The sequence below is a fragment of the Providencia sneebia DSM 19967 genome (genome assembly GCF_000314895.2).
Classification (GTDB): Bacteria; Pseudomonadota; Gammaproteobacteria; order Enterobacterales; family Enterobacteriaceae; genus Providencia; species Providencia sneebia.
Map to the genome: position 1 here is coordinate 1,771,809 of NZ_CM001773.1, position 26,113 is coordinate 1,797,921.

General features: G+C 32.4%; 22 protein-coding genes, 2 pseudogenes and 1 riboswitch. Of the genes and pseudogenes, 10 read left to right on the forward strand and 14 right to left on the reverse strand.

What is annotated here, in order from left to right; genetic code table 11:
• The first annotated feature begins 392 nt into the window (after positions 1-392).
• Together OO7_RS07145 and OO7_RS07150 are read left to right on the forward strand one after the other, a co-directional pair.
• Complete coding sequence (locus OO7_RS07145; RefSeq protein ID WP_008915285.1) at positions 393-1,229, forward strand: TonB-dependent receptor plug domain-containing protein; 837 nt, start codon at positions 393-395, stop codon at positions 1,227-1,229.
• A gap of 107 nt (positions 1,230-1,336) precedes the next feature.
• The gene (locus OO7_RS07150) at positions 1,337-1,678 is read left to right on the forward strand and encodes a hypothetical protein (protein ID WP_008915286.1); all 342 of its coding nucleotides are present in this window, start codon (positions 1,337-1,339) and stop codon (positions 1,676-1,678) included.
• Positions 1,679-1,843: 165 nt separating this feature from the next.
• On the opposite strand, the gene OO7_RS07155 is transcribed toward OO7_RS07150, so the two are convergent.
• Positions 1,844-2,236: a hypothetical protein gene (locus tag OO7_RS07155; RefSeq protein WP_008915287.1), complete on the reverse strand. Its 393-nt coding sequence runs from the start codon at positions 2,234-2,236 to the stop codon at positions 1,844-1,846.
• A 942-nt stretch (positions 2,237-3,178) separates the two neighbouring features.
• Here OO7_RS07155 and OO7_RS07160 point away from each other — a divergent pair.
• A pseudogene (locus OO7_RS07160) lies at positions 3,179-5,448 on the forward strand (FdhF/YdeP family oxidoreductase).
• Between the two features lie 42 nt (positions 5,449-5,490).
• On the opposite strand, the gene OO7_RS07165 reads toward OO7_RS07160, so the two are convergent.
• Both OO7_RS07165 and OO7_RS07170 read right to left on the reverse strand, forming a co-directional pair.
• Positions 5,491-6,399 (reverse strand): LysR family transcriptional regulator, encoded by a 909-nt coding sequence (locus OO7_RS07165; RefSeq protein WP_008915288.1) that lies wholly within the window; start codon positions 6,397-6,399, stop codon positions 5,491-5,493.
• A 244-nt stretch (positions 6,400-6,643) separates the two neighbouring features.
• Positions 6,644-7,168, reverse strand: a complete 525-nt coding sequence (locus OO7_RS07170; protein ID WP_008915289.1) for a Dps family protein — start codon at positions 7,166-7,168, stop codon at positions 6,644-6,646.
• 505 nt (positions 7,169-7,673) lie between these two features.
• Positions 7,674-7,855: riboswitch (yybP-ykoY riboswitch) on the forward strand.
• Here OO7_RS07170 and OO7_RS07175 point away from each other — a divergent pair.
• The 3 genes from OO7_RS07175 (at position 7,856) to OO7_RS07185 (ending at position 10,678) form a co-directional block, all read left to right on the forward strand.
• Complete coding sequence (locus tag OO7_RS07175; RefSeq protein WP_008915290.1) at positions 7,856-8,416, forward strand: manganese efflux pump MntP; 561 nt, start codon at positions 7,856-7,858, stop codon at positions 8,414-8,416.
• 353 nt (positions 8,417-8,769) lie between these two features.
• Complete coding sequence (locus tag OO7_RS07180) at positions 8,770-9,447, forward strand: hypothetical protein (RefSeq protein WP_008915291.1); 678 nt, start codon at positions 8,770-8,772, stop codon at positions 9,445-9,447.
• Positions 9,448-9,748: 301 nt separating this feature from the next.
• A complete protein-coding gene (locus tag OO7_RS07185; RefSeq protein WP_008915292.1) occupies positions 9,749-10,678 on the forward strand; it encodes a Dyp-type peroxidase in 930 nt (309 codons plus the stop codon).
• A 95-nt stretch (positions 10,679-10,773) separates the two neighbouring features.
• Here the strand turns inward: OO7_RS07185 and OO7_RS07190 are convergent, their stop codons facing one another.
• On the reverse strand, positions 10,774-11,691 hold the full coding sequence (locus OO7_RS07190; protein WP_008915293.1) for a bestrophin family protein: 918 nt from the start codon (positions 11,689-11,691) through the stop codon (positions 10,774-10,776).
• A 416-nt stretch (positions 11,692-12,107) separates the two neighbouring features.
• Positions 12,108-12,659, reverse strand: a complete 552-nt coding sequence (locus OO7_RS07195) for a tyrosine-type DNA invertase (RefSeq protein WP_008915294.1) — start codon at positions 12,657-12,659, stop codon at positions 12,108-12,110.
• Between the two features lie 1,057 nt (positions 12,660-13,716).
• Between OO7_RS07195 and OO7_RS16470 the strand changes: the two genes are divergently transcribed.
• Together OO7_RS16470 and OO7_RS07205 are read left to right on the forward strand one after the other, a co-directional pair.
• Positions 13,717-13,989 (forward strand): DUF2798 domain-containing protein, encoded by a 273-nt coding sequence (locus tag OO7_RS16470; RefSeq protein WP_071524176.1) that lies wholly within the window; start codon positions 13,717-13,719, stop codon positions 13,987-13,989.
• 176 nt (positions 13,990-14,165) lie between these two features.
• The gene (locus OO7_RS07205) at positions 14,166-14,624 is read left to right on the forward strand and encodes a YbaK/EbsC family protein (RefSeq protein WP_008915296.1); all 459 of its coding nucleotides are present in this window, start codon (positions 14,166-14,168) and stop codon (positions 14,622-14,624) included.
• Between the two features lie 102 nt (positions 14,625-14,726).
• Here the strand turns inward: OO7_RS07205 and OO7_RS07210 are convergent, their stop codons facing one another.
• On the reverse strand, positions 14,727-15,170 hold the full coding sequence (locus tag OO7_RS07210) for an acetyltransferase (RefSeq protein ID WP_008915297.1): 444 nt from the start codon (positions 15,168-15,170) through the stop codon (positions 14,727-14,729).
• Between the two features lie 293 nt (positions 15,171-15,463).
• Between OO7_RS07210 and agp the strand changes: the two are divergent.
• A pseudogene (gene agp / locus OO7_RS07215) lies at positions 15,464-16,716 on the forward strand (bifunctional glucose-1-phosphatase/inositol phosphatase).
• 134 nt (positions 16,717-16,850) lie between these two features.
• Entirely contained in the window at positions 16,851-17,336 is a 486-nt protein-coding gene (locus OO7_RS07220) for a GNAT family N-acetyltransferase (protein WP_008915300.1), read from the forward strand.
• Positions 17,337-17,391: 55 nt separating this feature from the next.
• On the opposite strand, the gene OO7_RS07225 is transcribed toward OO7_RS07220, so the two are convergent.
• The 8 genes from OO7_RS07225 to OO7_RS07260 all read right to left on the reverse strand — a co-directional run bounded on the left by OO7_RS07225 (position 17,392) and on the right by OO7_RS07260 (position 25,950).
• A complete protein-coding gene (locus tag OO7_RS07225) occupies positions 17,392-17,745 on the reverse strand; it encodes a RidA family protein (protein ID WP_008915301.1) in 354 nt (117 codons plus the stop codon).
• 2 nt (positions 17,746-17,747) lie between these two features.
• Entirely contained in the window at positions 17,748-18,989 is a 1,242-nt protein-coding gene (locus OO7_RS07230) for a D-amino acid dehydrogenase (RefSeq protein WP_008915302.1), read from the reverse strand.
• Positions 18,990-19,045: 56 nt separating this feature from the next.
• Positions 19,046-19,954, reverse strand: coding sequence for a LysR family transcriptional regulator (locus OO7_RS07235; RefSeq protein WP_008915303.1), 909 nt, complete (start codon positions 19,952-19,954; stop codon positions 19,046-19,048).
• A 178-nt stretch (positions 19,955-20,132) separates the two neighbouring features.
• Positions 20,133-21,338, reverse strand: a complete 1,206-nt coding sequence (gltS, locus tag OO7_RS07240) for a sodium/glutamate symporter (protein WP_008915304.1) — start codon at positions 21,336-21,338, stop codon at positions 20,133-20,135.
• Positions 21,339-21,774: 436 nt separating this feature from the next.
• Positions 21,775-22,212 carry a universal stress protein gene (locus OO7_RS07245; protein WP_008915305.1) on the reverse strand — a complete coding sequence of 146 codons (438 nt, stop codon included), beginning with the start codon at positions 22,210-22,212 and terminating at the stop codon, positions 21,775-21,777.
• 286 nt (positions 22,213-22,498) lie between these two features.
• On the reverse strand, positions 22,499-23,068 hold the full coding sequence (locus tag OO7_RS07250) for a tetratricopeptide repeat protein (RefSeq protein ID WP_008915306.1): 570 nt from the start codon (positions 23,066-23,068) through the stop codon (positions 22,499-22,501).
• 554 nt (positions 23,069-23,622) lie between these two features.
• The gene (locus OO7_RS07255) at positions 23,623-24,027 is read right to left on the reverse strand and encodes an acyl-CoA thioesterase (protein WP_008915307.1); all 405 of its coding nucleotides are present in this window, start codon (positions 24,025-24,027) and stop codon (positions 23,623-23,625) included.
• Between the two features lie 390 nt (positions 24,028-24,417).
• Positions 24,418-25,950, reverse strand: a complete 1,533-nt coding sequence (locus OO7_RS07260; protein ID WP_008915308.1) for a peptide MFS transporter — start codon at positions 25,948-25,950, stop codon at positions 24,418-24,420.
• Between the last annotated feature and the right edge of the window lie 163 nt (positions 25,951-26,113).

Genomic DNA, 26,113 nt, shown 5'->3' on the forward strand with positions numbered 1-26,113 from the left:
ATAAAATCCAATATCACTTAGTTGATAATGCAAATAACATTGATAATCATTTCTGTTTGTGTATATTTTGCATTTCAGAAAATTAGTATGGATAATTATTGATAACAATTCATCTATTAAATTTAACTTAGAGAATACATTTGTAGAATTAATGATAGATTAGTTAAAGGCATACCTTAAATGATATTTAGGACTAAGAAAAACATAATAACATTAGTTATTTTATGCACTTCTACGTCATCTTTAACTAGCCAAAATACGCCAGCAAATCAAGAAGACAAACTTGTAGTAACAACAAGTAAATATAAATCTGATACTAAACATATCAATACTAGAGATATTAGCACTGTTAGAGGGACGACAAATTCGGATATTTTGCTAATGAAACGTCATTGCAAAGTAATAATTCTAGGAATGAAGCTGGTGCTCTAGATATTGGTATTCGTGGGTTACAAGGTAATGGGCGAGTGCCAATTATTATTGATGGTAGCCTTCAATCAACAAATACATGGCGAGGATATCAAGGTAGTGCAGATAGAACATATATAGATTCTGACTTAATTGATACAATTGAAATAGAGAAAGGTGCTTCTATGAGTAAATTCTCAGGAGGCACAATAGGTGGTACAGTTAAATTAAAAACACTTTCTGCTAACAGTATTATTCCTAAAGGTGACCAATTTGGCGTGTTATTAAAAGGGAATATTTATAATAACAATGTACGTCCAACAGTTGGCCCTGATGAAAAATCAGAAGGAAGCTATCATCCTTCACGTAATTTGAAAAGCACTCATTTTAATAATGGCTCTTATACTACAGGTGTTGCTTATCGAAATGATAAATTTGATTTCCTAGTTGCTTATAGCGTTCGGACACAGGGGAATTTCTTTGCTGGCAAACATGGCTATCATAAATACAAAAATACTGAATCTCCGATATTACCAGGTCAAGAAGTTGTTAATACCAGTTTTGAAAGCCAATCTACTTTATTGAAGAGCAATATTTATTTTAATCCTTACTCAAGTTTAGAATTAAATTATCGACATCATGAACAAAAAGCCGGTGAGGTATTAGCCGCTTATTGGTATCAACATGATGGAAAAATGTCTCAATGGACTTTAGGTTCTGCAAAAGTTGATACTGCATCAATGAATTATTCATATAAGCCAGAATCAATTATAGTCTCAAAAAATTTTTATCAAAATGATAATTTAACTAGTAATATTTAAGTTCCATTTATATATTCTACTTTATAATACTTTCTATTCACTGGAGCCAATATGGTTCTAAATAAATTTTATTTCTGTATTGTATCATTATTGAAGGGTTGGTAATTGTGAGATATTTATTATGCTTTTTTCTAGTCACTATGATCTCCGGTTGTTCTAATTATGGCGTTAATACTGAACATTTAGATTTACTAAATAATAATGAGTTATGTAAGGCCTTAGGTGAAAATCAAGCATTTGAGCTTCAGGGCTTTGATCGTAAAAGTGAAATAAATAGAATTAGTGATGAAGTGAATCTAAGAGCTGCTGAAGGCACTCTTGACAAGTTTAGTTGTAAAAATATTTCTGAGGATACTAAAGATTATGAAACATCAAGGGAAAGATTTAAGACTTTGAATATGCCTTATGAATTCAAGGGGATTAATATCCCAGATAATTTTAACCATTAATGCAATAATTTCTTATTCATCATGTAAAATAGCAGAATATGGCATTTATGATGGTAGATATCATATCTGTATATCTCTCTTGTGTTACCATTAAGAAGAAAATTTTCAATATAAAATTTTATTTATATACAAAAATAGATATATTATAGTTTTATATATCTATTTTTATTTTTCTGGGTAAAGTAAATCTAATTCCATTAATCGTTTAATGATTGGTGCGGTTTCATTGCTAGCATATTCGATTGCACTAAGGTAAATGATATTATTCTTATCAAATCCATGTTTATTAAATTGATATTTTATTCCGGGGATGCAAATAAGAAGTTTTGCATTTTGAATAGTAAGTTTGTGAATATCAGATTCTGTGTTATCACGATATACTTGCCAATCCAAATTTCTTTGTTCTATATCTTCTTGTAAAGCAGCTAAATAGTTATCAACAGTATTGCCATGCAAAATACGTGATATAAAACTTGAACCATCACCTTCCGTAAATAAACCTCGTCCAAGGGTTGGACCCGGTTTATATAATAAATATATTTTTTTCTTACTTTCCATTTTTTATCGCCACAAAAAATTTGGTAAATAATAATCATAACTATCTATAATATCAATGATGATGTTATATTATTTTAGTTGATTTAGTTGATTTAGTTGATTTAGTTGATTTAGTTGATTTAGTTGATTTAGTTGATTTAGTTGATTTAGTTGATTTAGTTGATTTAGTGATCGTGATTATATCGTGACTAAATTATTTTTTTAATTAGTGTTAGTTATGCTTCATATTTACTAAAAAATATTCATTAAGTGTGTTTTGTTAGAGCATGAAATATTTTCATATGTGAAATATTTAGTAATGGTACTTTTAGATAAACTAGGTAAAAAGCTTGGTTATTATGATTGATATTTAATCATTAAGAGGGATATTGCAAGTATCACGTTATAAGAGTTAACTAATATATTTTTAATATAGATGATAGGAGAGATATATTTTTTTAGATATCGTAGGCAGTAATAACTCAATTAGTTTAAATAGCTAAGTTAAATTAGCTATTAATACGTTATTAAAAAGATTAGAAGTAGCCTATTCATTTTAAGTTAGATAATGATAAATATTAAAATGTAATTTTTTATTTTAAATAACTATAAGATAGGTGATTATTTGTTTGCTAATTCTAACTGACAGAGATGGTTATCTTTTTATTTTTAATGGCGAATATTATTAAGTATTACTTCAGAGGTAGTCAAATAGATTATATTTATAGAGTGATAAATGTTATCTATTATAATCTAATGTTTTTATTTTTGGTGATATAAGTTTAATTTTTGTTGACTGATTGGGTTAATAGGAATAATGTATTTAACAAGTTACATTGGTTGTTAAATATAAAATAATAAATTTCCCGCCTATACAGATTGAATGATTCATTCATCTGTTTTTGTGTTTTGAATTTACCTTCACCTGTTTTTTAGCAAAGCAAAAGCATTAGGAATGTTAATATGCGTAAAAATAAATTATCAGTACCCGGCGTACATCCATATAATGGACCTGCGGGTGGTTGGGGTGCATTAAAAGCGACTGCGATTGCAGTCCGTACCCAAATGGATGTATTTAATGCTCCAAAAACATTACTTAATACTAACCAACCTGATGGTTTTGATTGCCCGGGCTGTGCATGGCCGGATAAAGAACATCATTCAACATTCCAATTTTGTGAAAATGGCGCTAAAGCAGTAACTTGGGAAGCAACAAAAAAAGAGTTACTCCAGAATTTTTAGCCGCAAATACGGTTTCATCATTGTTGGAAAAATCTGACTATGAATTAGAAAACTATGGAAGATTAACTCATCCATTATCCTATGATGCGGCAACAGATACTTTAGTTCCTGTTTCATGGGAGTCTGCTTTTGAGCGTATAGGTGAAATTCTAAGAAATATAAATTCACCTTCAGATGTGGAATTTTATACTTCAGGCCGAGCTTCTAATGAAGCTGCTTATTTATTTCAGTTATTTGCGAGAGCTTACGGTACTAATAATTTTCCTGATTGTTCTAATATGTGTCATGAGCCAACGAGTGTTGGATTACCACAATCGATTGGTATTGGTAAAGGTACTGTTTCATTAGATGATTTTGATCATACTCAATTAATTATTGCTATTGGCCATAATCCAGGAACTAACCATCCTCGTATGATGGGAACGCTTCATGAAGTTGCACGCCGAGGAGTGCCAATTGTTGTTTTTAATCCCTTAAAAGAACGCGCACTTGAGCGATTTACTGACCCGCAAAGTGTGGTTGAGATGGCAACTTATAGTTCAACAAATATTGCTTCATCTTATTATCAAGTCAAAGCGGGTGGTGATGCAGCTGCGCTAAAAGGTATTATGAAAGTTTTATTAGCTTGGGATAATGAGCGCGGCGATATTCTTGATCATCAATTTATTGCAGAACATACTATGGGGTTTGAAGCAGTAACAGAAGAACTGCATAAAACATCATGGGAACAGATTGAAGCAGAAAGTGGCATTACACGGTCTGATATTGAAAATATTGCGCAATTATATGTTCAATCTGAAGCAACAATTATTACTTATGGAATGGGAATTACTCAACACAATAAAGGGACAGCAAATGTTCGGTTAATTGCTGATTTATTATTAATGAAGGGTAATATTGGTAAATTAGGTGCTGGAATATGTCCATTACGTGGTCACTCTAATGTTCAAGGTAATCGAACTGTAGGAATTACAGAAAAACCTTCTGTTGAGTTTTTACAAAAGTTAGAGGAAGTATTTGGATTTAAACCTCCTTATGAACATGGTCATGATGCTGTTAAAGCAATGCAGGCAATGGTTGAAGGAAAAGTAAAAGCATTAATTTGCCTTGGAGGAAACTTTGCTGTTGCTTTACCTGATCCGCAATTATCATTTTCAGCAATGAAAAATTTAGATTTAAGCGTTCACATAGGAACAAAATTAAATCGTTCTCATTTGTTGGTTGCAAAAGAAACATTTATTTTGCCGTGTTTAGGGCGTACTGAACTAGATATTCGTGAACTTGGTCGCCAATCAATTACTGTGGAAGATTCTATGTCGATGGTGCATGCTTCAGCAGGAAAATTAACGCCTGCTTCACCATTATTAAAATCAGAACCTGTTATTGTTGCACAAATGGCTGAGGCAACATTAATTGATAGTAAAATTCCATGGCGTTCTTATACAGAAAGTTATGATTTAATTCGTGATGTTATTGAAAAAACCATCCCTGGTTTTGAGCATTATAATCAACGTATTCGTAAACCGGGTGGTTTTCGTATGCCACTTCCACCAATAGATCGTATTTGGCCAACACCAACAGGAAAAGCAATGTTTTCTGTATTTAAAGGTGTAAAAGAAGATGCAGATGTACAAGGTGAAGGTATCTTAAGATTGGTGACGATTCGTAGTCATGACCAATATAATACAACGATTTATGGCTTAGATGATCGTTATCGTGGGGTATTTGGGCGTCGTGATGTCTTATTTATGAATAAAAAAGATCTTGAATTAAGAGGTCTAAAACACGGTGATAAAATTACAATAAAAACAGCGTCTACAGAACGCGATTTGTCATTAAAAGATATTACTGTTATTTCATTCGATATAGCACCCGGAACGGTTGCAGCCTATTATCCAGAAGCAAATGTATTAATCCCATTGAATTATATTGATGAAGAAAGTGGTACACCATCTTATAAATCAGTGCCAGTGATAGTAGTTTCCCAATAAACAAATTAAAGGACATATTTTATTAATATGTCCTTTCTATATTTATTCTGGTTGCTGTTTTTTTAAATATTCACACATATGTTGGAAACAGGTTTCGATTAATGCAGAGCGGGGTTCTTCTCGTCTAATTAATAAGCCTAACGAGCCATTCACTGTGGCATCATCTATCGGGATAATATCAATATTCTTGTTCATCTTTTCAATTCCTTTTGTTAATGGAATAATTGATGCACAATATGCAAGATTAACGGCTTGAATTAAATGTAGAGTTGATTCGCTTTCAATAATAATTGATGGTTTAAGGTTATATCGTTGAAATGTGAGATCAACTGATTGGCGAAAATGATTTGCTTGTGTTAATAATGCTAAAGGCAAGTTAGAAACGGTTTCCCAAGAAACGCTTTTTCCCTTAGGAGTAAATTGTTGCTTATTATATAACAAGCCTAGTTTGGTTTTTTGTAATGGATAAATTTCATGTTGTTGTTTATTTGCATTATCTAAATAACAAATACCAATATCTAAACTATTATTATTAATTTCATCGATAATTTTTTCGCTACCACTTGAACTAATATGGAATCTTACCTCTGGTAATAGATTTGATAAATATTGTAACATGGAAATTGGCTGAATATTGTTAAGTGGTACAATACCAATACGTAATAAGCCAAATAATTGTTGACGGAAATTAGCAGCTTCGGCTTGTAAACCATCATAAGCCGCTTGCATTGTCTTAGCCCACTTTAATATTTTTTCCCCTTCTTCAGTAAAACCTTCAAAACGTGAGCTACGCTTAATTAAAATAACATCGAGCTCTCTTTCAAGATTACGCAATCTCATAGAAAGAGTCGGTTGTGTTACATGGCATATTTCGGCTGCTTGACCAAAGTGTTGTGTTTTATCTAATGCAATCAAATATTGCAGTTGTTTAATATCAATAACCCACCTCAATAGCGAAATATAATAAATAATGTAACGTTAGGTAAAACTAAACATTCCCAGTATACCATTTAATGACATTCCGACAATTGTTACACAGACAACTTGCAAGAAATAAGTATATTTATAATTTAAGATAAATGATCAGGCCAATCCACATGGCTTAATGCAAGAAGATAATAATCATTAATTACTCAATAAAAGTATCCCGCAATTCAATATATGATTTATATGAGTTGCGGGATTAAGCTAATTATTAATGACCTGAAGTTTTAGCATCACGGCTAGCTTCAAAGAGGAACCAAACTCTACGCTCAGTTTCATCCAGCCAATTTTCGATTAAGCTAGTGGTAGAATGATCGCCAAATTTAGATGTTAATTCATGTGCTTCTCTGAATTCAGCGGCTAATTGTTTATTATCTTCAGCGAGTTCGGCGAGCATATCAAGAGGCTCAACATATTCTGCATTGTTATCACTAATTCTTTGTTTTTTTGATATTTCGCTAATAGATTTTAGTGTTAAGCCACCGATTTTACGTACGCGCTCCGCAATTGGATCTGTCATAGCAAACAATTGATCGCTTTGTTCATCAAGTAGCAAATGATAATCCCTAAAGTGCGGACCACTCATGTGCCAATGAAAATTTTTAGTCTTCAAATAAAGAGCAAAAATATCAGCGAGTATTGTATTCATGGCTGCGCTAATGTCTTTTGTTGCTTCAGCAGGGAGATCTGTAGGTGTTTTCAAAGGTCTAACTTGTAATTCTTTAGCTTTACTCATTGTATACTCCTAACAATTTAACCTTGAACAGATAGACATTTTCTATCGTTGTATTAAGTATAGAACTTTATGTGCGCATGTATAGGAATATGATGAACCATTGTTTTAAATAAAGCATTTTTAAATAAAATAGTGTTATTTTACTCATGATATGTATTAACTAGGTTATAACTCTAAAAATATTATATATTTTTCTCCATATTATGAATAAAGATATATTTAGAATTAGAATATGATAATTAATATTCACGATAATTTATATGTTTTTCAAATAAATATATATTTGCTAGTAAGACTAATTTTCGCATACATCAGGCTGGAAATTATTTGTTGATGTAACGTGAATGAAATTATATTGTTCATTAAAATAGCATTATCTGTTTATTAAAAATACGAGAAGTGTTAATTTCAGTATGATAATGAAAATAATTATTATTATCAGTGAGTTGGCGTGAAAAATAAAGTTGTTTTTCTATTTCATTATTGCTATCTTGCGTGCCGCAGAAATGGGGAGTAGCTTGCTTAATAGCGTTAATTAGTTATTAAGATTTCGTGTCAACATACTTGAACATTCTTTGTTCATGGCACGAATGCCGAATCGGTTAGCAAGACCATAAACATATTATTCGCCTGTGTGTTGGGGGGCGAATTGTGTGTCTATGGAAATGCCCGACTGAGATTTTCGTTATGAGCTTTTATGCCCTGTTTATCCTCGCATTTGCCTTATCAATGGATTCTTTTGCAGTTGCTGTGTGTAAAGGATCCACACTTCATAAACCATCTTATAAAGAAGCTTTAAGAACTGGTGTTGTTTTTGGTTTTATTGAAGCATTAATGCCATTAACGGGTTGGATTATTGGTATTGGTGCAAGTCATTTTGTTATGCAATGGAATCATTGGATAGCTTTTGGTCTTCTATTTATTTTAGGTGGCCATATGATTTATCAAAGTTTAGTCGTAAAAGAAGATGTTTTAGAAGAGAAAAAGAATAAACATAGTTATTTAAATCTTATTATAACTTCAATTGCAACGAGTATTGATGCAATGGCGGTTGGGCTAGGACTCGCATTCCTTGAAGTCAATATAGTTCATGCAATCTTTATTATAGGATTAACAACTATGGGAATGGCAACTATTGGTGTTATGGCAGGTAAGCATGTTAGCACTATTCTAGGTAAGAAAACTGAATTAATTGCAGGTTTAATATTGATCAGTATTGGTGTATTTATTTTATTAGAAAATATCTAATTTAGATGAAAATTATTAAAGCCTAGTATAAACATAATAAACTTAGAAATGATAAAGAGTAAATTTTATTTATTCTTTATCATTAATATAAAGTGTATGACTAATCTTTTTTTGATGATAGTAATTCTAAATTTGATAGCTAATAGGTAATTATATTTAGTGTACTATATTTCAATAGTATATATGCCTAAATTTTGTTTGTTATTTATGCTAGGAGCATAAATAAGTCTAAATATTTAAGATATTCTACAAATAAATTGTAATAATAATAGTGACTTGTTGATAATCTAGAATAAATGTACACTTCGAACCCAATTGATTGTCATTTTTATCTTCATTGGATCTTAATAAACATGAAAAAGTTGCTAGCTACATTGGTCGGTTTTAGTCTTTTATCAGGCTGTGCTGTTACTGAATATAATTATATTCCTGATTCTCACAAAATAAGTGAGCCTAAAGTTGGAAGTGTCAACCAAGTTGGAATTGGCGAGCCTTTAGTAAGGTCAGGAAATATGAGTGAAATTGACGGAATAAAAGTCCTTAATACAGTACAAATTGACCTTGCCTATAAAGTGACGCCAGGCGTGTTTAAAAAAGTTGGTTCTAGTGATAAAGGTGATTTCTATATGCCAACAAACACAATTGATTCTGGTTCCGTTATTGTCGAAGTAATAGGGCAGCCTTGGGAGTCCCTGTTAGTAAAAAAAGAAACAAACGAATTATGTGTTGTAACTGAATTTAATGTCTTTATTTGTGATAGCGGAGCACAACTTGAAAGAATTAAATTGAGTAATACAGATGGAAATTCTTTTGAGCAAGCTTTGATCTTTAACGGAAAAGAAGGTCAGAATATTAACGTCAGCTATAGAAAACTTGGCTCTAATGTTCAACAGCAAGGATTTGGTAATACGATCCAATATAACTTATCTGAAAGCGATATTATTGCTTATAAAGGCGTAAAACTAAAAGTTCTTGATAGTCGTCATGAATCAATAAAATATGAAGTATTGAGTAATTTTTCTGATAATTAAAGCGAGAGTTCGTACTATTCAGTACTGAGTGCTCGGTTTTTTTAAGCAATAATTTTTCCATTATTTATTACAACAATTGGCCGGTAAATTGCGCCAATTGTTGTATTCTTTGCCATTTTTAGCTGGTGGATGTGGTATATTTACTGACCTAAACACAATATATTAATGTTGATACTAAAAAGACTTAATCTGTAGTTCTATTAATAATAATAAATATCAATGAATTTCATTATAGAACAGTATTATAATTGTATGATATTGATAAATTTTCAAAAAATATAACCGGAAGAGAGCAAATTATATGAAATATCAAGATGTAACAAAAACGCCAGGTGAAAGTTCTTATTTCCTCGTTTTTAATCTCGTGGATGTAGATAAAAATCGGGATGGATTGATTGATTTTTTTAATAATTTATCTGGTATTATCCGTAGCATGAGAACACGTTTTCCTGCTTTGGAAACGAGCTGTGTCATGGGATTTGGCGCCAATGCTTGGAGTAAACTTTTCCCTCATTTAAATAAGCCAAAAGAGCTAGCGACTTTTGAAGAAATAAAAGGTAGTAAATTTACAGCCGTTTCAACTCCAGGTGATCTCTTTTTCCATATTCGCGCTTTAAATATGTCATGCTGCTATGAATTTGGTTCTATTATTAGCCAAAAGCTTGAAGGTATGGTGACCCATGTTGATGAAGTGCATGGTTTCCGCTATATGGATGGAAGATCAATTATTGGTTTTGTTGATGGAACAGAAAATCCTGAAATGGAAGATGAGCGTGTTGCTTATGCAGTAATTGGTGATGAAGATCCTGAATTTACAGGTGGGAGTTATGCATTTGCGCAGAAATATCTTCATGACATCAATGCTTGGCAGAGTTTAACAGTTGAAGAACAAGACAAAGTTATCGGGCGCCATAAATTTAATGATGTAGAACTCACTGACGAGCAAAAATTACCGGGATCGCATAATGTAGTGACAAATATTCAAGATGAAAATGGTGATGATCTTAAAATCGTTCGAGCTAACATGCCATTTTCGAATCCATCTAAAAATGAATATGGAACGTATTTTATTGGTTATGCGAGATATTTTTCTACAACGCGTCGAATGCTTGAAAATATGTTTCGTGGTACAGAAAATGGTGCAACTGATGAATTATTAAGATTTAGTACAGCTGTTACTGGAACACTATTCTTTATTCCATCTCCTACTTTTTTAGATGATGTTGAATAAACATATTTATCTAAAATTATGATAATTTTTATATCGGGGTTATTAACATAACCTCGATATTTATTTTAACTAAATAACTTTAGATATTAGAGTAATTATAATAGATTAAAATATTTATTTGGTTTTAATGGCATAGGCAGAGGATGAATATCCATCATTTCTAATGCATTTCTTTCTATAGTATTGCAGATTGCATTTAAAGGTAGATCATTTGCGGATATACCGAATGGATCTTCAAGTTCTTCTGCTAATGCATCCCAAGCTAGGAAAGTATAAGAGATAAAGACCGAAACAAATGGGGTCATATAATGGAGATCACTGACTAAAGCAAAAGGTAATAGTGTGCAGAAAAGATAAACTGTTCTTTGGAGAATTAGGGTATACGCAAAGGGAATAGGTGTATTTGATATACGTTCACAGCCACCTAAAACATCAGATAATAAATTTAATTCTTTATTCATTGATTGAAAAATAACATCACTGATAATATTTTTATCGCGTAATTCTCCTATCTTGAAACCAAGATGTAATAAAATTCTATTGGTTGGAAATGGACTATTTATAACATCTTTTAGAATAGTTGTAGGTAATAATCGATAAAGATCAACCATTGGATTAGTTTTTCTTAATTGATGTTTTAAGCTCCATGAAAAAGCAATCGCTAGCTGACAAATTTCTTTTTGATAATTATTATCATTTGGAAGAATAACTTTAATATTACGTAAAATATTTCTTTGCTGGATAAGTAATGTTCCCCACAAGGTTCTTGCTTCGACTAACCGACTATAACTAGCATTGTTACGAAAACCTAAAAATATGGCTATTGCGATACCTAAGAGACTAAAGGGTGCTATAGTCAAATGAACACCTAATTGTTCATACCATTGGTAACAGAGTACAGCAATTATAGAAATAAAAATATTTAATGATAATCTAAATGTTATTTTTGAGAGAACTGAACCATGCCAATCGAGTAATCTGAAAAACCAATGTTGAGAAGGGCGAATAACCATATTATCTAATTACGTGAATTTTAATAAAGTAGATAAATATATCATGCAATAAAAAAGTTAGCAATGTCACATTTCGATTAATTCCTCTTATAAAAATACTAATTTATTATCATATAAACAAAACTGATTTATCCTCATCTATGAAACTTATCTAAATTAAATATATTGGGCAACTTAATAATAAATATGTATTAATAACTCTATTTTACAATAAATTATAATTTTGATTATCGGAATGAAAAATTATGATTATATTGATAGATTATTTTTACGACATTAACGGTGCAAAATGTGAGTGGATTAATGAAGATAGAATACTATTATTTATATAAACAGTCATTAAATCTTGACTACTTTAAATATAAAGCACCTCAGCATGAATATAAGCGAATAACTGAAGTGCATAAATATTCTTATTAATCCCAAATGCCATTAAACCGTTTTTCGTTGCTTGCAGTATAAAGTACGGTGTGGGCAATATTGCGGTGACCTAAATAATCTTGAATTAATCGAGTATCTCGACCTAAATCTGCAAGTGCATAACCACAAGCATGGCGTAGCATATGGGGATGAATTTTGATAGTTAAATTCGCTTCTTGTCCATATTTTGTTATCAAGCGAAAAATTTGACTACGTGAGAGTGGTTGATTTTTTTGAGATAAAAATACCCATTTATTTTCTTCAGAAGCTATTTGTTCACGTATTTTTAACCATTTAACTAAAGCATTATATTCCTCAGGCACAAGCGGTTGTACAGTGGAAAGACCTGATTTTAATCGTTTGACATAAATCGTTTTTTGTTTAATATCAATATCGTCAAGAGATAATAAGCGTAATTCGCTGACTCGAAACCCATGCAAAAAACCCATAAGAAATAAATAATAATCTCTTTCGGGATATTTGCCTTCTTGAGCGGCTTGAAGTAAAGATTCAACTTCAGTTTGTGTCATGAAACTTCTTTTTTTCATCTTTTACCCTTAATGATATACTTTAATTGTAATTGGTAGCCTGTTTTATAACCAAGATTAGTTTTAATTGAGATTTAACCCTAAAATTTCTAGTCTAATTTTGATTTTTGGGGCTATTAAACTAAATAGAAGCTAATAAATACAGCTATATAACAAATAATTTTTCATTTACTAAAAGTAAATTTTTTTTGTTTTTTTTAAATAGTTATAATATAGTTTTGCTTAAGCCAGTCTTAATACTATCTGTTGTATTTACTCATTATACGTAATTTTAATGGGGATTTCCCCTTAAATTTAATAAATAAAAATTAATGGTTGATGATTATCATAATTGTACAAATATTCTGAGTATAATCACTTGCCGTGCTAAAAAAACTTAAAATTTAACGACCTAACTATCAAAAATGATCGATAACTTGATTGACTCATGATTGGAGTAAGTGGAGGGTTTTATTTTTAAAAGAGAAAAAATTGTTGTTTTTTCATATAGCTAATTGTTTTATAATTTTTTATGTTTTTTGATATTTTGTTATTATTTGCTTATGATTTATTGTTATATCAAAGAAAATAAATATATAAAGAATTGCCTTACTCACTGATATCATTTTTCAAATGAGGAGAAATTCTTTGCTTAACTAACTGGTATGCACCTGAGTATTATCTTAGTTGCAATTGAAAAGTTGCGTTTATAGTGGATCGCGAGGCAATTATTCATCGCAGATTGTCTGCATATTGCTGTAACTTGCTAAGTTAGATGAATAATTAAACAATTTAGCAAAAACGATCGGAATAAAAATTATCTTAATATAAAGAAAGATTAAGTAAATTTAATAAAAGTATTATTTCAACGTAATAGTCATTAATAGTTTTACATTTCTAATGTTCATATTTAGATTTGTGATTTATTTAAAGTGATATTGACAATATGATAAATATCACTAAAATTGTTTCTATCATAGTCTGGTAAGACTCGTAAGCGTTTACGTAAATCAACGCATATAACATTGTTTCGCAATAGTTATATGTTGTTGCGAACGTGTTATTCGGAGTCTTTATTATGTCTTCCAAAAATAAAAATTATATTTTAGGTATTCCTAAACTTCCTATCAGAGCAATGATATTTCTTGTTCCTTTCTTTTTGTCTTTAGTGATGAGTGGAATTGTTTCCCTAATTAGTACGATTAGAGCATTAGGTTTTAGCTCCGAGATCTTATTTCCTTGGTCAAGTTCTTGGCTATTATCTTGGGTAATTGCATTTCCGACGGTATTTATTGTATTACCTTTAGCAAAGAGAATTTCTTTGTTTTTGGTGAAAAATGAAGTCTTATAATTATATTGATTGTAGCTCAATAGATAGATATAACATAAATATGTCATATGAAGACTTATAATTTTCTTTAATTATGACTTTTTATATTGAAGTTTTTTCAGTATAAAAAGTCTAAGTTTTCAGTTAATAATAGTCGTTCACCGTGAGTTATATTGATTTATACAAAGAGAAAAATAATGAGTATTGAATCTGTTAAAGAATTTATTGCGTGCCATGCACCTGATATAGAAGTTATTGAGACTGAGGGCATTACTGCAACTGTTGAACAAGCTGCTATTGTCCATAATGTAGAGCCTAATCAAATTGCAAAAACCTTATCACTCAAGGTAAAAAATACGGTAGTTCTTGTTGTTTGTGCAGGCGAAGCGCGACTTGATAATTTAAAAGTCAAGCAAGCTTTAGGTGGTAAGGCAAGAATGCTCAGGGCTGATGAGGTTGTTGAATTGACAGGACATCCTATTGGTGGCGTTTGTCCTTTTGGTCTTCCTACTGATTTACCTGTATATTGTGATATATCTCTTAAATTGTATCAGGAAGTTGTTCCTGCCGCAGGATCGGTAAATAGCGCATTAAGGATCTCACCACAACGTATGGTGGAATTAACACAAGCGACTTGGATTGATGTTTGCCAATAATTGATGACTCTAGGCCTTGTGAGTTATTGATTGCACAAATTCTTAAGTGTTATTAGTTAGTGATGGGGAGGGAGAATGTTCTTCCTATTTTCCCCCATTGAATTAAATGCTAGATGATAGCTGCATATGTAATATTGGATATGGATTACCTTCACCATCTAGTTCAGAACGTGAAACTTGTGTAAATCCCATATGCTGATAAAAGCCAATAGCCTGTGGATTTTGCTCATTGACATCGACTTCATTAATTTTTAACTGATGAATAGCAAAATTAAGTAATTGTTTACCGATACCTTTTCCCCTATTTTCCGCAGAAACAAATAACATTTCAAGTTTATTGTCATCAACACCTAGAAAGCCTGTAATATGGTTGTGATTATCTGATGAAACAAAAACAGTTAGATTTGGTAAATATTGCTTAAGAATTGCTAATTTTAATTCTTGTCGTTTATTTTCGGGTAAAAAGTGATGTGTAGCTTTAACTGAAGATTCCCAAACTTTAATTATTTCATCAAATTGTTCACAATTAGCGGGTTGAATATTCATTAGTCTTCCTTAAATTTATAAAATCCGAATGTTAAGTAAATAATAATGAATGTCAATATTTATATCTATTATTCTGAATTGGAAATTTTTATAATGGATATAAGTAAACAAGTTTAATAAAAAACACAAAAAAACGTCAAATTATGATGAGTAATAAACTGTTTTGAGATACTTATCTCAGAAAAATAAGTAAATTATTGCATTATTAGTGAAGCTAAATTTTACTTAATTTAAACTTTCCATAACGAAATGTTATAGGAATTAATACAACAATAAATGGTAGAGGTATATCGATGAAATATAAGTTACTTACTTTGAGTTTATCAGCTGCTTTACTTACGCCAATTGCACCAGCACTAGCGAATACAGATAATGCAGAAAATATGCAGCTCGACCAAGTTTTATTATTAAGCCGTCATAATTTAAGAACGCCGATTGTCAATACGGGAATCTTAACTGAAGTAACAGATAAAAAATGGCCAGCTTGGGATGCGAAAAGTGGTTATCTTACAACCAAAGGTGGTGCACTTGAAGTGTATATGGGGCACTATTTTAGGGAATGGATAGATCAAAATAAATTAGTTTCAGATGAGCTATGTCCAACAGGTAATGAAGATTTATTTGTGTATACGAACAGTTTGCAAAGAACCATTGCGACTGCACAATTCTTTACCGCAGGTGCATTTCCAGGATGTACAATTAAAATACATCATCAACCAGAAATAGGTACTATGGACCCGGTTTTTAATCCTATCATTACAAATGATAGCGCCGAATTTAAGGAAAAAGCGTTGCTAGCAATGGAGGATCATCTAAAAGGGTTAGATTTAAAACCAGGTTATGATGAATTAGATGCTATTTTAAATATTAAAGATTCTCAAAAATGTCAGACAGATAAATTATGTAATTTATCCACACAAAAAATAGTTTTATTATTGAAGCCAATAAAGAGCCTGGCGTTGCTGGTGCATTAAAAATCGGTAACTCTGCCGTAGACGCTATTGATTTACAATATTATGAAGGATTTCCATTAGATCAAGTTGCTTGGGGAATGGTAAATAGCGCCGATAAATGGAAAAAACTTAATACACTCAAAAATGGTTATCAAGAAACCTTATTTGCACCTAAAATAATTGCTAAAAATGTTGCTCATCCTTTATTAAATTATATCAATAAAGGTTTCACATCCGCAGATAAAGGTGAAACAGCTAAATTTATTATGTTGGTAGGGCACGACTCGAATATAGCATCACTTATGTCAGCTATGGACTTCAATCCATATAAATTACCAGAACAATATGAACATACACCGATTGGTGGGAAGTTAGTCTTCCAACGCTGGCATAATAAAAGTGACAAAAAAGATTATGTAAAAGTTGAGTATGTATATCAAACCGCAGATCAACTACGCGATAATAGTTACTTGTCATTAGAAACACCGCCTAAGCATGTGATTTTAGAGATGAAAAACTGCCCAATTGATAAAAATGGCTATTGTTCTTGGGAAGATTCTCAAAAAGTGATGAAATCAGCATTAGAAGAGTAATGTTAATTTAAGCAGTTTATCCGAAGGATTAATGCTAATGAAACCTCAATAATTAACAACTGATTATTGAGGTTTTTTGTTTTAATATTGTTACTATTATCATAGTCAGTAACAACATAGAGAATAAGTATTATATGGATATTCAATTACAGCGTTTAAGTCAGATTAATAGCAAAGATATTATTGAATTAAATACTCATCCTAAAGTGCTAGAGCATATGCCGCTTGGTGATACTCAATTTGATGATGAATATTGTCGTGCATGGGTTGCACAGAAGGAAGAACATTGGAACCAGTTTGGTTATGGGGTGTGGGCACTTATTATAGATGGACAATTTTGTGGTTGGGGTGGTTTTCAAAATGAGGATGGTGATGCAGATTTGGCTTTAGTTTTACATCCAAATTATTGGGGATACGGAAAGAAAATTACTAAGAAAATGATAGAGCAAGGATTTAGTGAATTAAATTTTTCATCAATAACTATTCATTTGCCATTAAGCCGAACTAAATTATCAGTCTTTTTCCGAAGTGGTTTTTATTTTGATGCACAGGTCAATTTTGATCAAATTCCGTTTAAACGTTTTAGATTAGATAAACATAAATACCAGATTTTAAAATAACGTACTAAATGAGTTATCAGTGAATTGATACCTCATTTTATCAAGTATGGTAGTGTTAATATTGAGCAGCAATCACCATAATTTCAACTAGAACTTGCTCTCTCGCCATATTAGCTTCAACTGCTGCGCGAGCAGGGCTATTTTCTGTTGGCATCCAAGACTCCCAAACAGAATTAAAAGCAGAGAAATCACGTGATATATCTTTCATCCAAATTTGAGCTGAGAGTATCCGTTTTTTATCACTATTACTATTTGCCAGTAATTCATCAATCTTATTGAGCACTTCTTTGGTCTGTTGAGTAATATCTCCTGATAAATCATTGGGAACTTGCCCAGATAAATAAACTAAACCTGAATATTCAACGCTATCAGCTAATCGTGATTTGGGGTTATTGCGTTTAATCGACATTTTTATCTCGTGAATCCATCTAAAGAAATAGGGGATGATTGTTGTGTAATTAATTGACTTAATATTTCTGCGCTACCTGCTGCTAATGTGAAACCAAGACTACCATGGCCAATGTTTAGCCAAAGATTATTATAAGCCGTTTTTCCCAGTAAAGGCGGACCTTTTGGTGTCGATGGACGCAAGCCATACCAACTTTGTGCATCATTAATTTCGGATAAATTGGGAAATGTTTTTGTGATGATATTTTTGAGCGCTGCTATTCTATTTTTACGCAGTCCTGCGTTGTCATAGCCAATATCTACCATTGCTGCGATACGTAATTGTTCATTCAGTTTTGCATAAACAATTTTATTACCATAATCGGTGACGCTCATTTTAGGAACAATATTTTCTTCCTGTGGATAATCGATACTGAGGCTGTAACCTTTTAATCCTAAAATAGGGACATTAATACCAATTGGTTTTAATAAATTACGGCTTCCATTACCCGCACAGATAATAATATCATCAGCTTTAATTGTTCCTTGTTGAGTGACTACACCGGTAATGCGGTTGTCTTGTTTAATAAAAGATTGTACAGAATGTTGTAATTTTATTTCAAATAAAGGTTGTATGGATAAATATTGGAGAAGATTTTTACAAAACAGGTAACAATCAGCCGTTTCATCATCTGGAGCATAAATTGCTCCTACAAGCTGTGATTGAATATTTTCTAATGATGGTTCTAATTCAATGATTTCCTGTGGAGTTAAAACTTTTTGAAATTGGCTATCTATAGTACTACTTGCTTTTTTAAAGCTTTTTTCATCGCGATGAATAATTAATTTTCCTGATTTTTCCCATGCAAAATAAGCTATATCACCATTTTTTCGCCATGTATTCATAATATTTTGACTTAGCAAAGATAACCTTAAAAGATGGGAGCCATTAAGTTTATTTGTCGTGCGAGTACAGGCAAAGGTAAATTGTGTTAACCAAGACCATTGCGATAATGAAAATTGAATTTTTAAATTTAATGGGGAATTATTTTTACCCATCCAACTTAGCCCTTGTAATGGTACGCCTGCATCCGCGAGAGGAGATACATAACGGTAACTAAGTTGACCTCCATTAGCAAAACTAGTTTGCATGCCAATATCTGATTCGGATTCAAGTAAAGTAACTTTTTGACCTGCCTTAATTAAAGCATAAGCTGTGCTTAACCCTATTACGCCTGCACCAATAACCACTACATGTTTAGTCATAATATTCCGTAACCGTTAAATATTGAGGAATTATTATTTAACGTTGAATAAGTTAACTAAACAATTGAGTTTTCATCATTGGAGTATAACTTTTGGTTAACCACTTTATTTCTTTTCTCGAGAGTTAATGCCAGTGTATTCACATAATTTTGTGCAGCCTTTGTTAATGGCTTATCTGCTCGATGAAAAACGGATACAGAAAGTTGTAGATCTTCTTTAAGGGGATAGATCATTGATTCAGGAAGCGTATGTTCAGCAGAAAAAATATCTGTAATACTACATCCTAAGCCGGCCTGAACAAATTCAGCTGCCATATGATAAGTGTGTACGCTTATATTGGATTCTGAGAATTCATGTAAAGTTTGTAGCATTTGGGCAAGAGAATCCGAGCCTGGATGGATCCAACGTTCTTGGTTAATATCAAAGAGTGAAACAGGGATTTGTTTAGGGGACAGACTATCAACATAAACTAATGGGATATTGGCAATAGGAAGCACTGTGATGCCTCCTTCAATAGCAAGATTAAAGCCAATACCAATATCTAAATCTTGTTGGTTTAATAATTGCAAAATATCCGTTGTATGGTGAGTGCCTATAGTGAGTTTTATATTAGGGTGTTTTTTTATAAACAAGGCAGTCACTTCAGGAACTAAATTTAAACCTAAGCTTGGTAGGCAGCCTATAGCTAATTTGCCTTGCGGGTTACGTGATAAATTTTGTGCTAAAATTCTGAGTTTATCCAAATTACGATACACTTCTTTAGCTTCAGTAAATAGGAGATTGGCTTCATCAGTTGGAATTAACTTTCCCCTAATTCGCTGAAATAAAACTAGCCCAAGTTGCTGCTCTGCATGTTTTAAGGCTTTACTAGCCGCAGGTTGGGATATATGTAAAACTTCTGCTGCTCGTGTTAAAGAGCCACAAGTCATGACTGCATAAAAAATATCAAGGTGCCTTAGCTTCATGTGAGTTAACTCGATCCATTTTACTTATGAATTGATTTTAGCGAAAAAAGAAAGTCATCTAGGCAGTTAATCACTTATTAATAAAAAAGTCTGTGACACCTTGAATAGATTAGTCAAAATGTAGGAAATCATATTTCAACTCATAGCATTATATGAATTGAAATATGACAATATAAAATTAAGTAAAATAAGTTCCAATCTCGATAAATATTTTAATCAAAATACTATTTGAAATATCAACAATGAAAGCCCCCACCAATGGAACAACTAAAAAGGCTTTGTGTGAAGGGCTGAAGGCTTTTGTGACAGTTTGCATATTTGCAATTGCTGTTGGGGTTGCGCCCATACCAAATCCGCAGTGCCCCGCACTAATTACCACAGCATCATAATCTTTACCCATCATCTTAAATGTCACAAAGCAAGCAAATAAAATCATGACAACAGTTTGTACTGCAATAATAATTAATACTGGCCCCGCCATACTTGCAAGTTGACCAAATTTTAATGACATTAATGCCATTGCTAGAAATAAAGATAAAGCAACGCTGCCTAATACATCAACCGTTGGTTCAAATACTTCATGTTTAAATATATGCGCCAGCACATTACGAATAATGATACCTACAAATAAACACCAAACGAAAGTTGGTAATTGAACAACCGTATCTTTCAATAAATCACTAATATAACCACCCGCAACAATACAGATAATCAACATTGAGATTGTTTCAATGACGTTATTGGCATTTATTTTTCTTTTTACGCTTGGTTGCTCAAAAGCTTCAAGTATTGTCTCTTTTTCTATTTCACTGGCTTTTGGGATCGTTACTTTTTTAAGTAAATGCCTTGCGACTGGGCCGCCAATTAATCCACCTAATACTAAACCAATAGTGGCACAAGCCATTGCTAATTCTACTGCGCCAGTAACGCCATATTTGTCTGCCAATATTGGCCCCCAAGCCCCCGCATTACCATGACCACCCGTTAATGTGATTGAACCGGCAATTAAACCAATAAATGGGCTTTCATTTAAGAGGACTGCCAAACCCATACCAACGGTATTTTGAATTGCGATTAAGATTGTGACTGCTATTGTCAGTAATACTAAAGGTTTTCCTCCTTTTATTAATCGCGAAAAATCTGAGCTAAGACCAATAGATGAGAAGAAGGTTATCATTAAAATACTTTGTAAAGAGGAATCGAAACTAAATGTATATCCAACCGTTTTATCAATGATAAGTAAAATAATAGCAACAATGAAACCTCCAACAACGGCTTCTGGAATATGGTTATTTTGTAGAAATGGGGTAAATTTTACAACGAACATTCCTATAAGTAGCGCTAAGCAAGCAACTAATAAAGTGTAATTAGCATCTAAGATCATTATTGTACCTCACGTTAGATCACCATAATTTTTATTTGTTATTTAACATTAGTGAAAAACAAAGCTACTTTGCTTAACTTTTTATTAACAATGAGTTTTCTTTAGGTCACTATAACCATTAGTTATCTATGATGATTGAAAATGGAGGTGATCTAAAAGGTGAAAGAGCAAGCCTTTAATGTTTATCAGCGGCAAAAATGCAGTAATAATAGGTCTTAGCGGGATCTTTTTTCTAAAAATATAGATAACGATATGGTAGGAAATAAATTTTTTGTTTTATTAATATTATCTTTAAGGTGAGAGTTAGAAATGTAATAAATGTGATATGAGGCATAAAACTAAATTTGAAAAGAGGTGCAGTTTAGATTAATGAGGACATAACAAAAATCTCTTGAATGCAACCAAGAGATTTTTGTTGTTATTAATATGATAAAAATTAGCGAATAACTAAAACCGAAGTTTTCGCATAACGTACAACAGATGCCGCATTTGAACCGAGTAAGTAAGTTGACATACTTGGGCGACGTGAACCTAATAAAATAATATCAGCATTGATTTCTTCTGCGATAGACAATATTTCATCACGAACAGAGCCAATTGAAGATGAAAGATAGACTTTATCAGCAGGAATAGAGAAAAGTTTAACTTTTTCTCTTAACTCATCCAGAATTAATTCTGCTTGTTTTTCATCATTAGGAAAATCACCCGGTAGGATAGTTCCGCCGTAACGTAAATAATTAGAAATTGGCGCAGTAACAGCAAGGAAATGGACAGATGCATTATTTAGTTTTTGTAGAGCATTAACATGTGGAATAACTAATTCAGTCAGTGCATCTTCGGTTACATCAATTGGAACTAAAATTGTTTTATACATAAATCCTCCTTTTACTTTATATGACACCAGTGTAGATCATTTTCAATCATATTGAAATTAATCATTAAATTTTAGAAAATCATAAATATGATAGGTAAATCACATAAATTTTTATTTGGAGGTTTTTTTTATTAAAAATCTGTTTAATAAGTCGTATCAGTAGGGTTGTAATCAATTCTTTGCTTTAATTCTATTATTTAAGTCGCGGATGAAATTTTTAAAAATAGGTCTTTTATCTTCAGATAATGACACTGCTATAATAGTTATAACAGTGTTCATAAAATGATTATTTTGCACAAGCTTCTTTGAGTCCGTTCTTACACGCTTTGGTTAAATAGTCTTCTGCTGTTTTATCATTGACCTCGGTTCCCTCGCCATTTTTATACATCATACCAATCTGGTATTGTGCTGGCGGGTATTTTTTATCCGCAGATTTTTTGAACCAATCAAATGCAGTGATATAATTTTGTTTCACACCAACACCTTGGTAATATATTTGCCCCATATAATTTTGGGCTTCTGGGTTACCTTGGGCTGCCGATTTTTCGAACCACTGGATGGCAGTTTCAATATTTGCTTCAACGCCATTTCCATTTAAGTACATATCGCCTAAAAAAAGTTGAGCATCGGAATTACCTTTATTCGATGCCATTGTTAGCCACTTTTTAGCTTTAGCATAATCTTGCTTAACTTCATTACCAAGATAGTAACCAATACCCAGCATGACTTGAGCTTTAATATCGCCTTTTTGGGCATCTTTTTCGATAAGCTGCAATGTCTCTTTTGGCACTGAGGCTGCAAAGCTTGTCTGGGCTGTAAAAATAACAAATAAAATGACTGATAAAATTCTGAACATGATGTTTATTAGTATCTTATAAAATTGCTGAAAATATAGGGAAGTAAGCTTATACCAATTATCATATATTCTTCAATAAAATTAAAGAAGTACCTTTATAATATTGCCTACTTGCATCTTTTTGATTATATTGAATTAATTCTCTAAAATATCAATTAATTCCATCTTTTTATATAGTAATATTCTGACATTGTTATTCGCCATATTTTCGATAATGCCAGTATTAATAATTAAAAAACGCTAACTGGATGTAATTGCCTGTGAAAATTTTAAAAAATCTAATAACAATAGATATAAATATATTGATACATTTTAAAGTGTAATAGGGCTCATATTACAGGATTGAAAAAACAATTATGCAAATAGTGGTTTATTCTAAAAATTAACGAAATCCTAATAATATTTAGAGTTATTACAGTATGTGATATTAATTATTATGTATATCACCATTTTTAGCTTTCTCATAATTCATGACGTCATGGCAAGCTAAATGGAATTCTAGCATCTCCTTAGAATGTAGAGGGATGCTAGATGACAAAGGTTATCAATAACTATTACTCAATAACCTTTACTGGTTTACCATTATCATCAACGGCCACGAAATTAAATTGGCCATGGATCACTTCTTTTCGGCCTTCGCTGTACATATCTTCTAAAAATATAGAAACATTCACAGTAAGACTTGTTCTGCCAACTCTACTAACTTTGCCAACTAATTCAACAATTGTTCCAGAAGGAATTGGATGGTTAAAGTTAATTTTCTCCGTTGAAACGGTAACTAATCGCTTACGAGAAAAACGGGTTGCAGTAATAAAAGAGACTTCATCCATCCAAGCAAGAGCAGAACCACCAAATAGTGTATCGTGATGGTTTGTAGTTGTTGGAAAAATCACTTTTGAAACACTTGTGACAGAGTCTTCAATTTTTTGAGCGAGAATACTATCAATATCTGAATGCATAATTAAGCCTTATGATCACTATTTACTGCCAATTGTTACTTTAGCTATTTCTGTTCAATATAGTTAAACATACAATTGTGTAACATTACCATCGTCGGAAATAAATTATTTTTATAGAATAAAGTGCTTGATGCAATTTGGACTATTTGGACGGGCGCTGACGCATGTTTTAATCTTTAGATGATTATTCAAATGGTGAAGATGATTAAATAAGAATTATGTGGTTTTGCCTGCTAATTGATACGGTTAAGTTAGGTATAAAGTAAGCGATTACGCCACAGTTAGTGGAGACTCATCCCCGATAAATTGATTTTTATGTAACACTAAGGGGAATGAAAAATTCCCCTTAGGTTGTAAACTTCATAAAAATATTGATATTACTAATTGCGATTATTTCGCTTTGGCTTCATTACTATCAGCATTTGCGAGCATTTTTCTAACAGGAATAATGAGTGCTGCAAGTACGATAGCGCAGATAACTAATGCAATAGAAACATGCGAGAACAATTCAGGCATAGAATTTAATTGCTCTTTATTGATATTTCCACCCATGATACCTGCAGCCAAGTTACCTAATGCGCTTGCACAGAACCATAATCCCATGACTTGACCACGCATTTTTTGTGGTGCAAGTAAAGTCATTGTCGCTAAACCAATAGGGCTAAGGCACAGTTCASCCAGAGTCAGTAACAGAATGCTTGAAACCAACCAGAATGGTGAAACGCCTGTTTGTGTCGCTAATACTTGGTTTGCTGCCATCATCATCACGGCGAAACCACCCGCAGCAAATAAGATGCCAATTACAAATTTGGTCATACTGCTAGGATTCATATTGCGCTTAGCTAAAGATGGCCAGAACCAACTGAAAAGAGGCGCTAATATAATAATGAATAAGGCGTTAATTGATTGGAACCAAATCGTTGGGATTTCAAATGTGCCCATTTGGCGATCTGTATAATCACGCGCAAAAATATTAAATGAAGTTGGTTTTTGTTCAAACGCCGACCAGAAGAAGGCGGCAGCAACCAGTAAGATTAAGCAAGCGAGAAGGCGTGAGCGCTCACTGCTATTTAAACCGGCAAAGAAGAACATAAATAAGAAGTAGATACCAACACAAGTTGCAATGATATAAGCAGAGCTTTTTGCAATTACAGAGGCATTGAATGGGATGGTGCCGTTATCAATCAAAACTACCAGAATGGCAAGAATAACCATTGCCGCTGTTACCCATTTTCCAACATTTTTACGCTCAACGGTTGGGCGGTTCCAAGTGGAGTCTAATCCAACTTCTTTATCATAGCGACGCATTTGCGGAATTGCATAAAAACGGAAGATAAGCAGGGCGATCAACATACCAATACCGCCAAGACCAAAGCCTAGATGCCAACCGTATTTTTCATGTAATGGACCGATAATTAATGGTGCAATAAATGACCCCATATTTATTCCCATGTAAAATAATGAGAAGCCGCCGTCACGGCGGGTATCTTCTTTTTTATACAGGGTTCCAACCATTACGGTGATACAGGTTTTAAATAATCCCGTACCTAAAACGATAAGTAATAAGCCGACGAAGAAGAAGGTATTGCTCCAGAAAGCTGACATTGCGATAGATAAATGCCCTAATGCAATAATCAGTGAGCCATACCAAACTGCTCGACGTTGCCCTAACCAGTTATCGGCTAACCAACCACCAGGAAGCGAGGTAAGATAAACACCTCCGGCAAAGATCCCCACAATTGCAGATGCTTGTTCTATAGGGAGTCCCATCCCGCCTTGCAGCAATGCTGCGCTCATAAATAGAATAAGCAGCGGGCGCACACCATAGAAAGAGAACCTTTCCCACATTTCAGTTAGGAAGAGTGAACTCAGTGGGTATGGATGCCCAAAAAATGTTTTTGTTTTCGTCGCAGAAGTATTCATCTGTGAACTCCGATAAATTCTCTCTTGAGAGGTTGTGCTTGATAAAACATCTTCATAAGTTGAAGGTGTCAAAATTTATAGATATGTTAACCAGAGTCTGTAAACATATTGTTAACATACATTATTATAAAACTGCTAAAAAACAGAATGTATTTATTGTAAA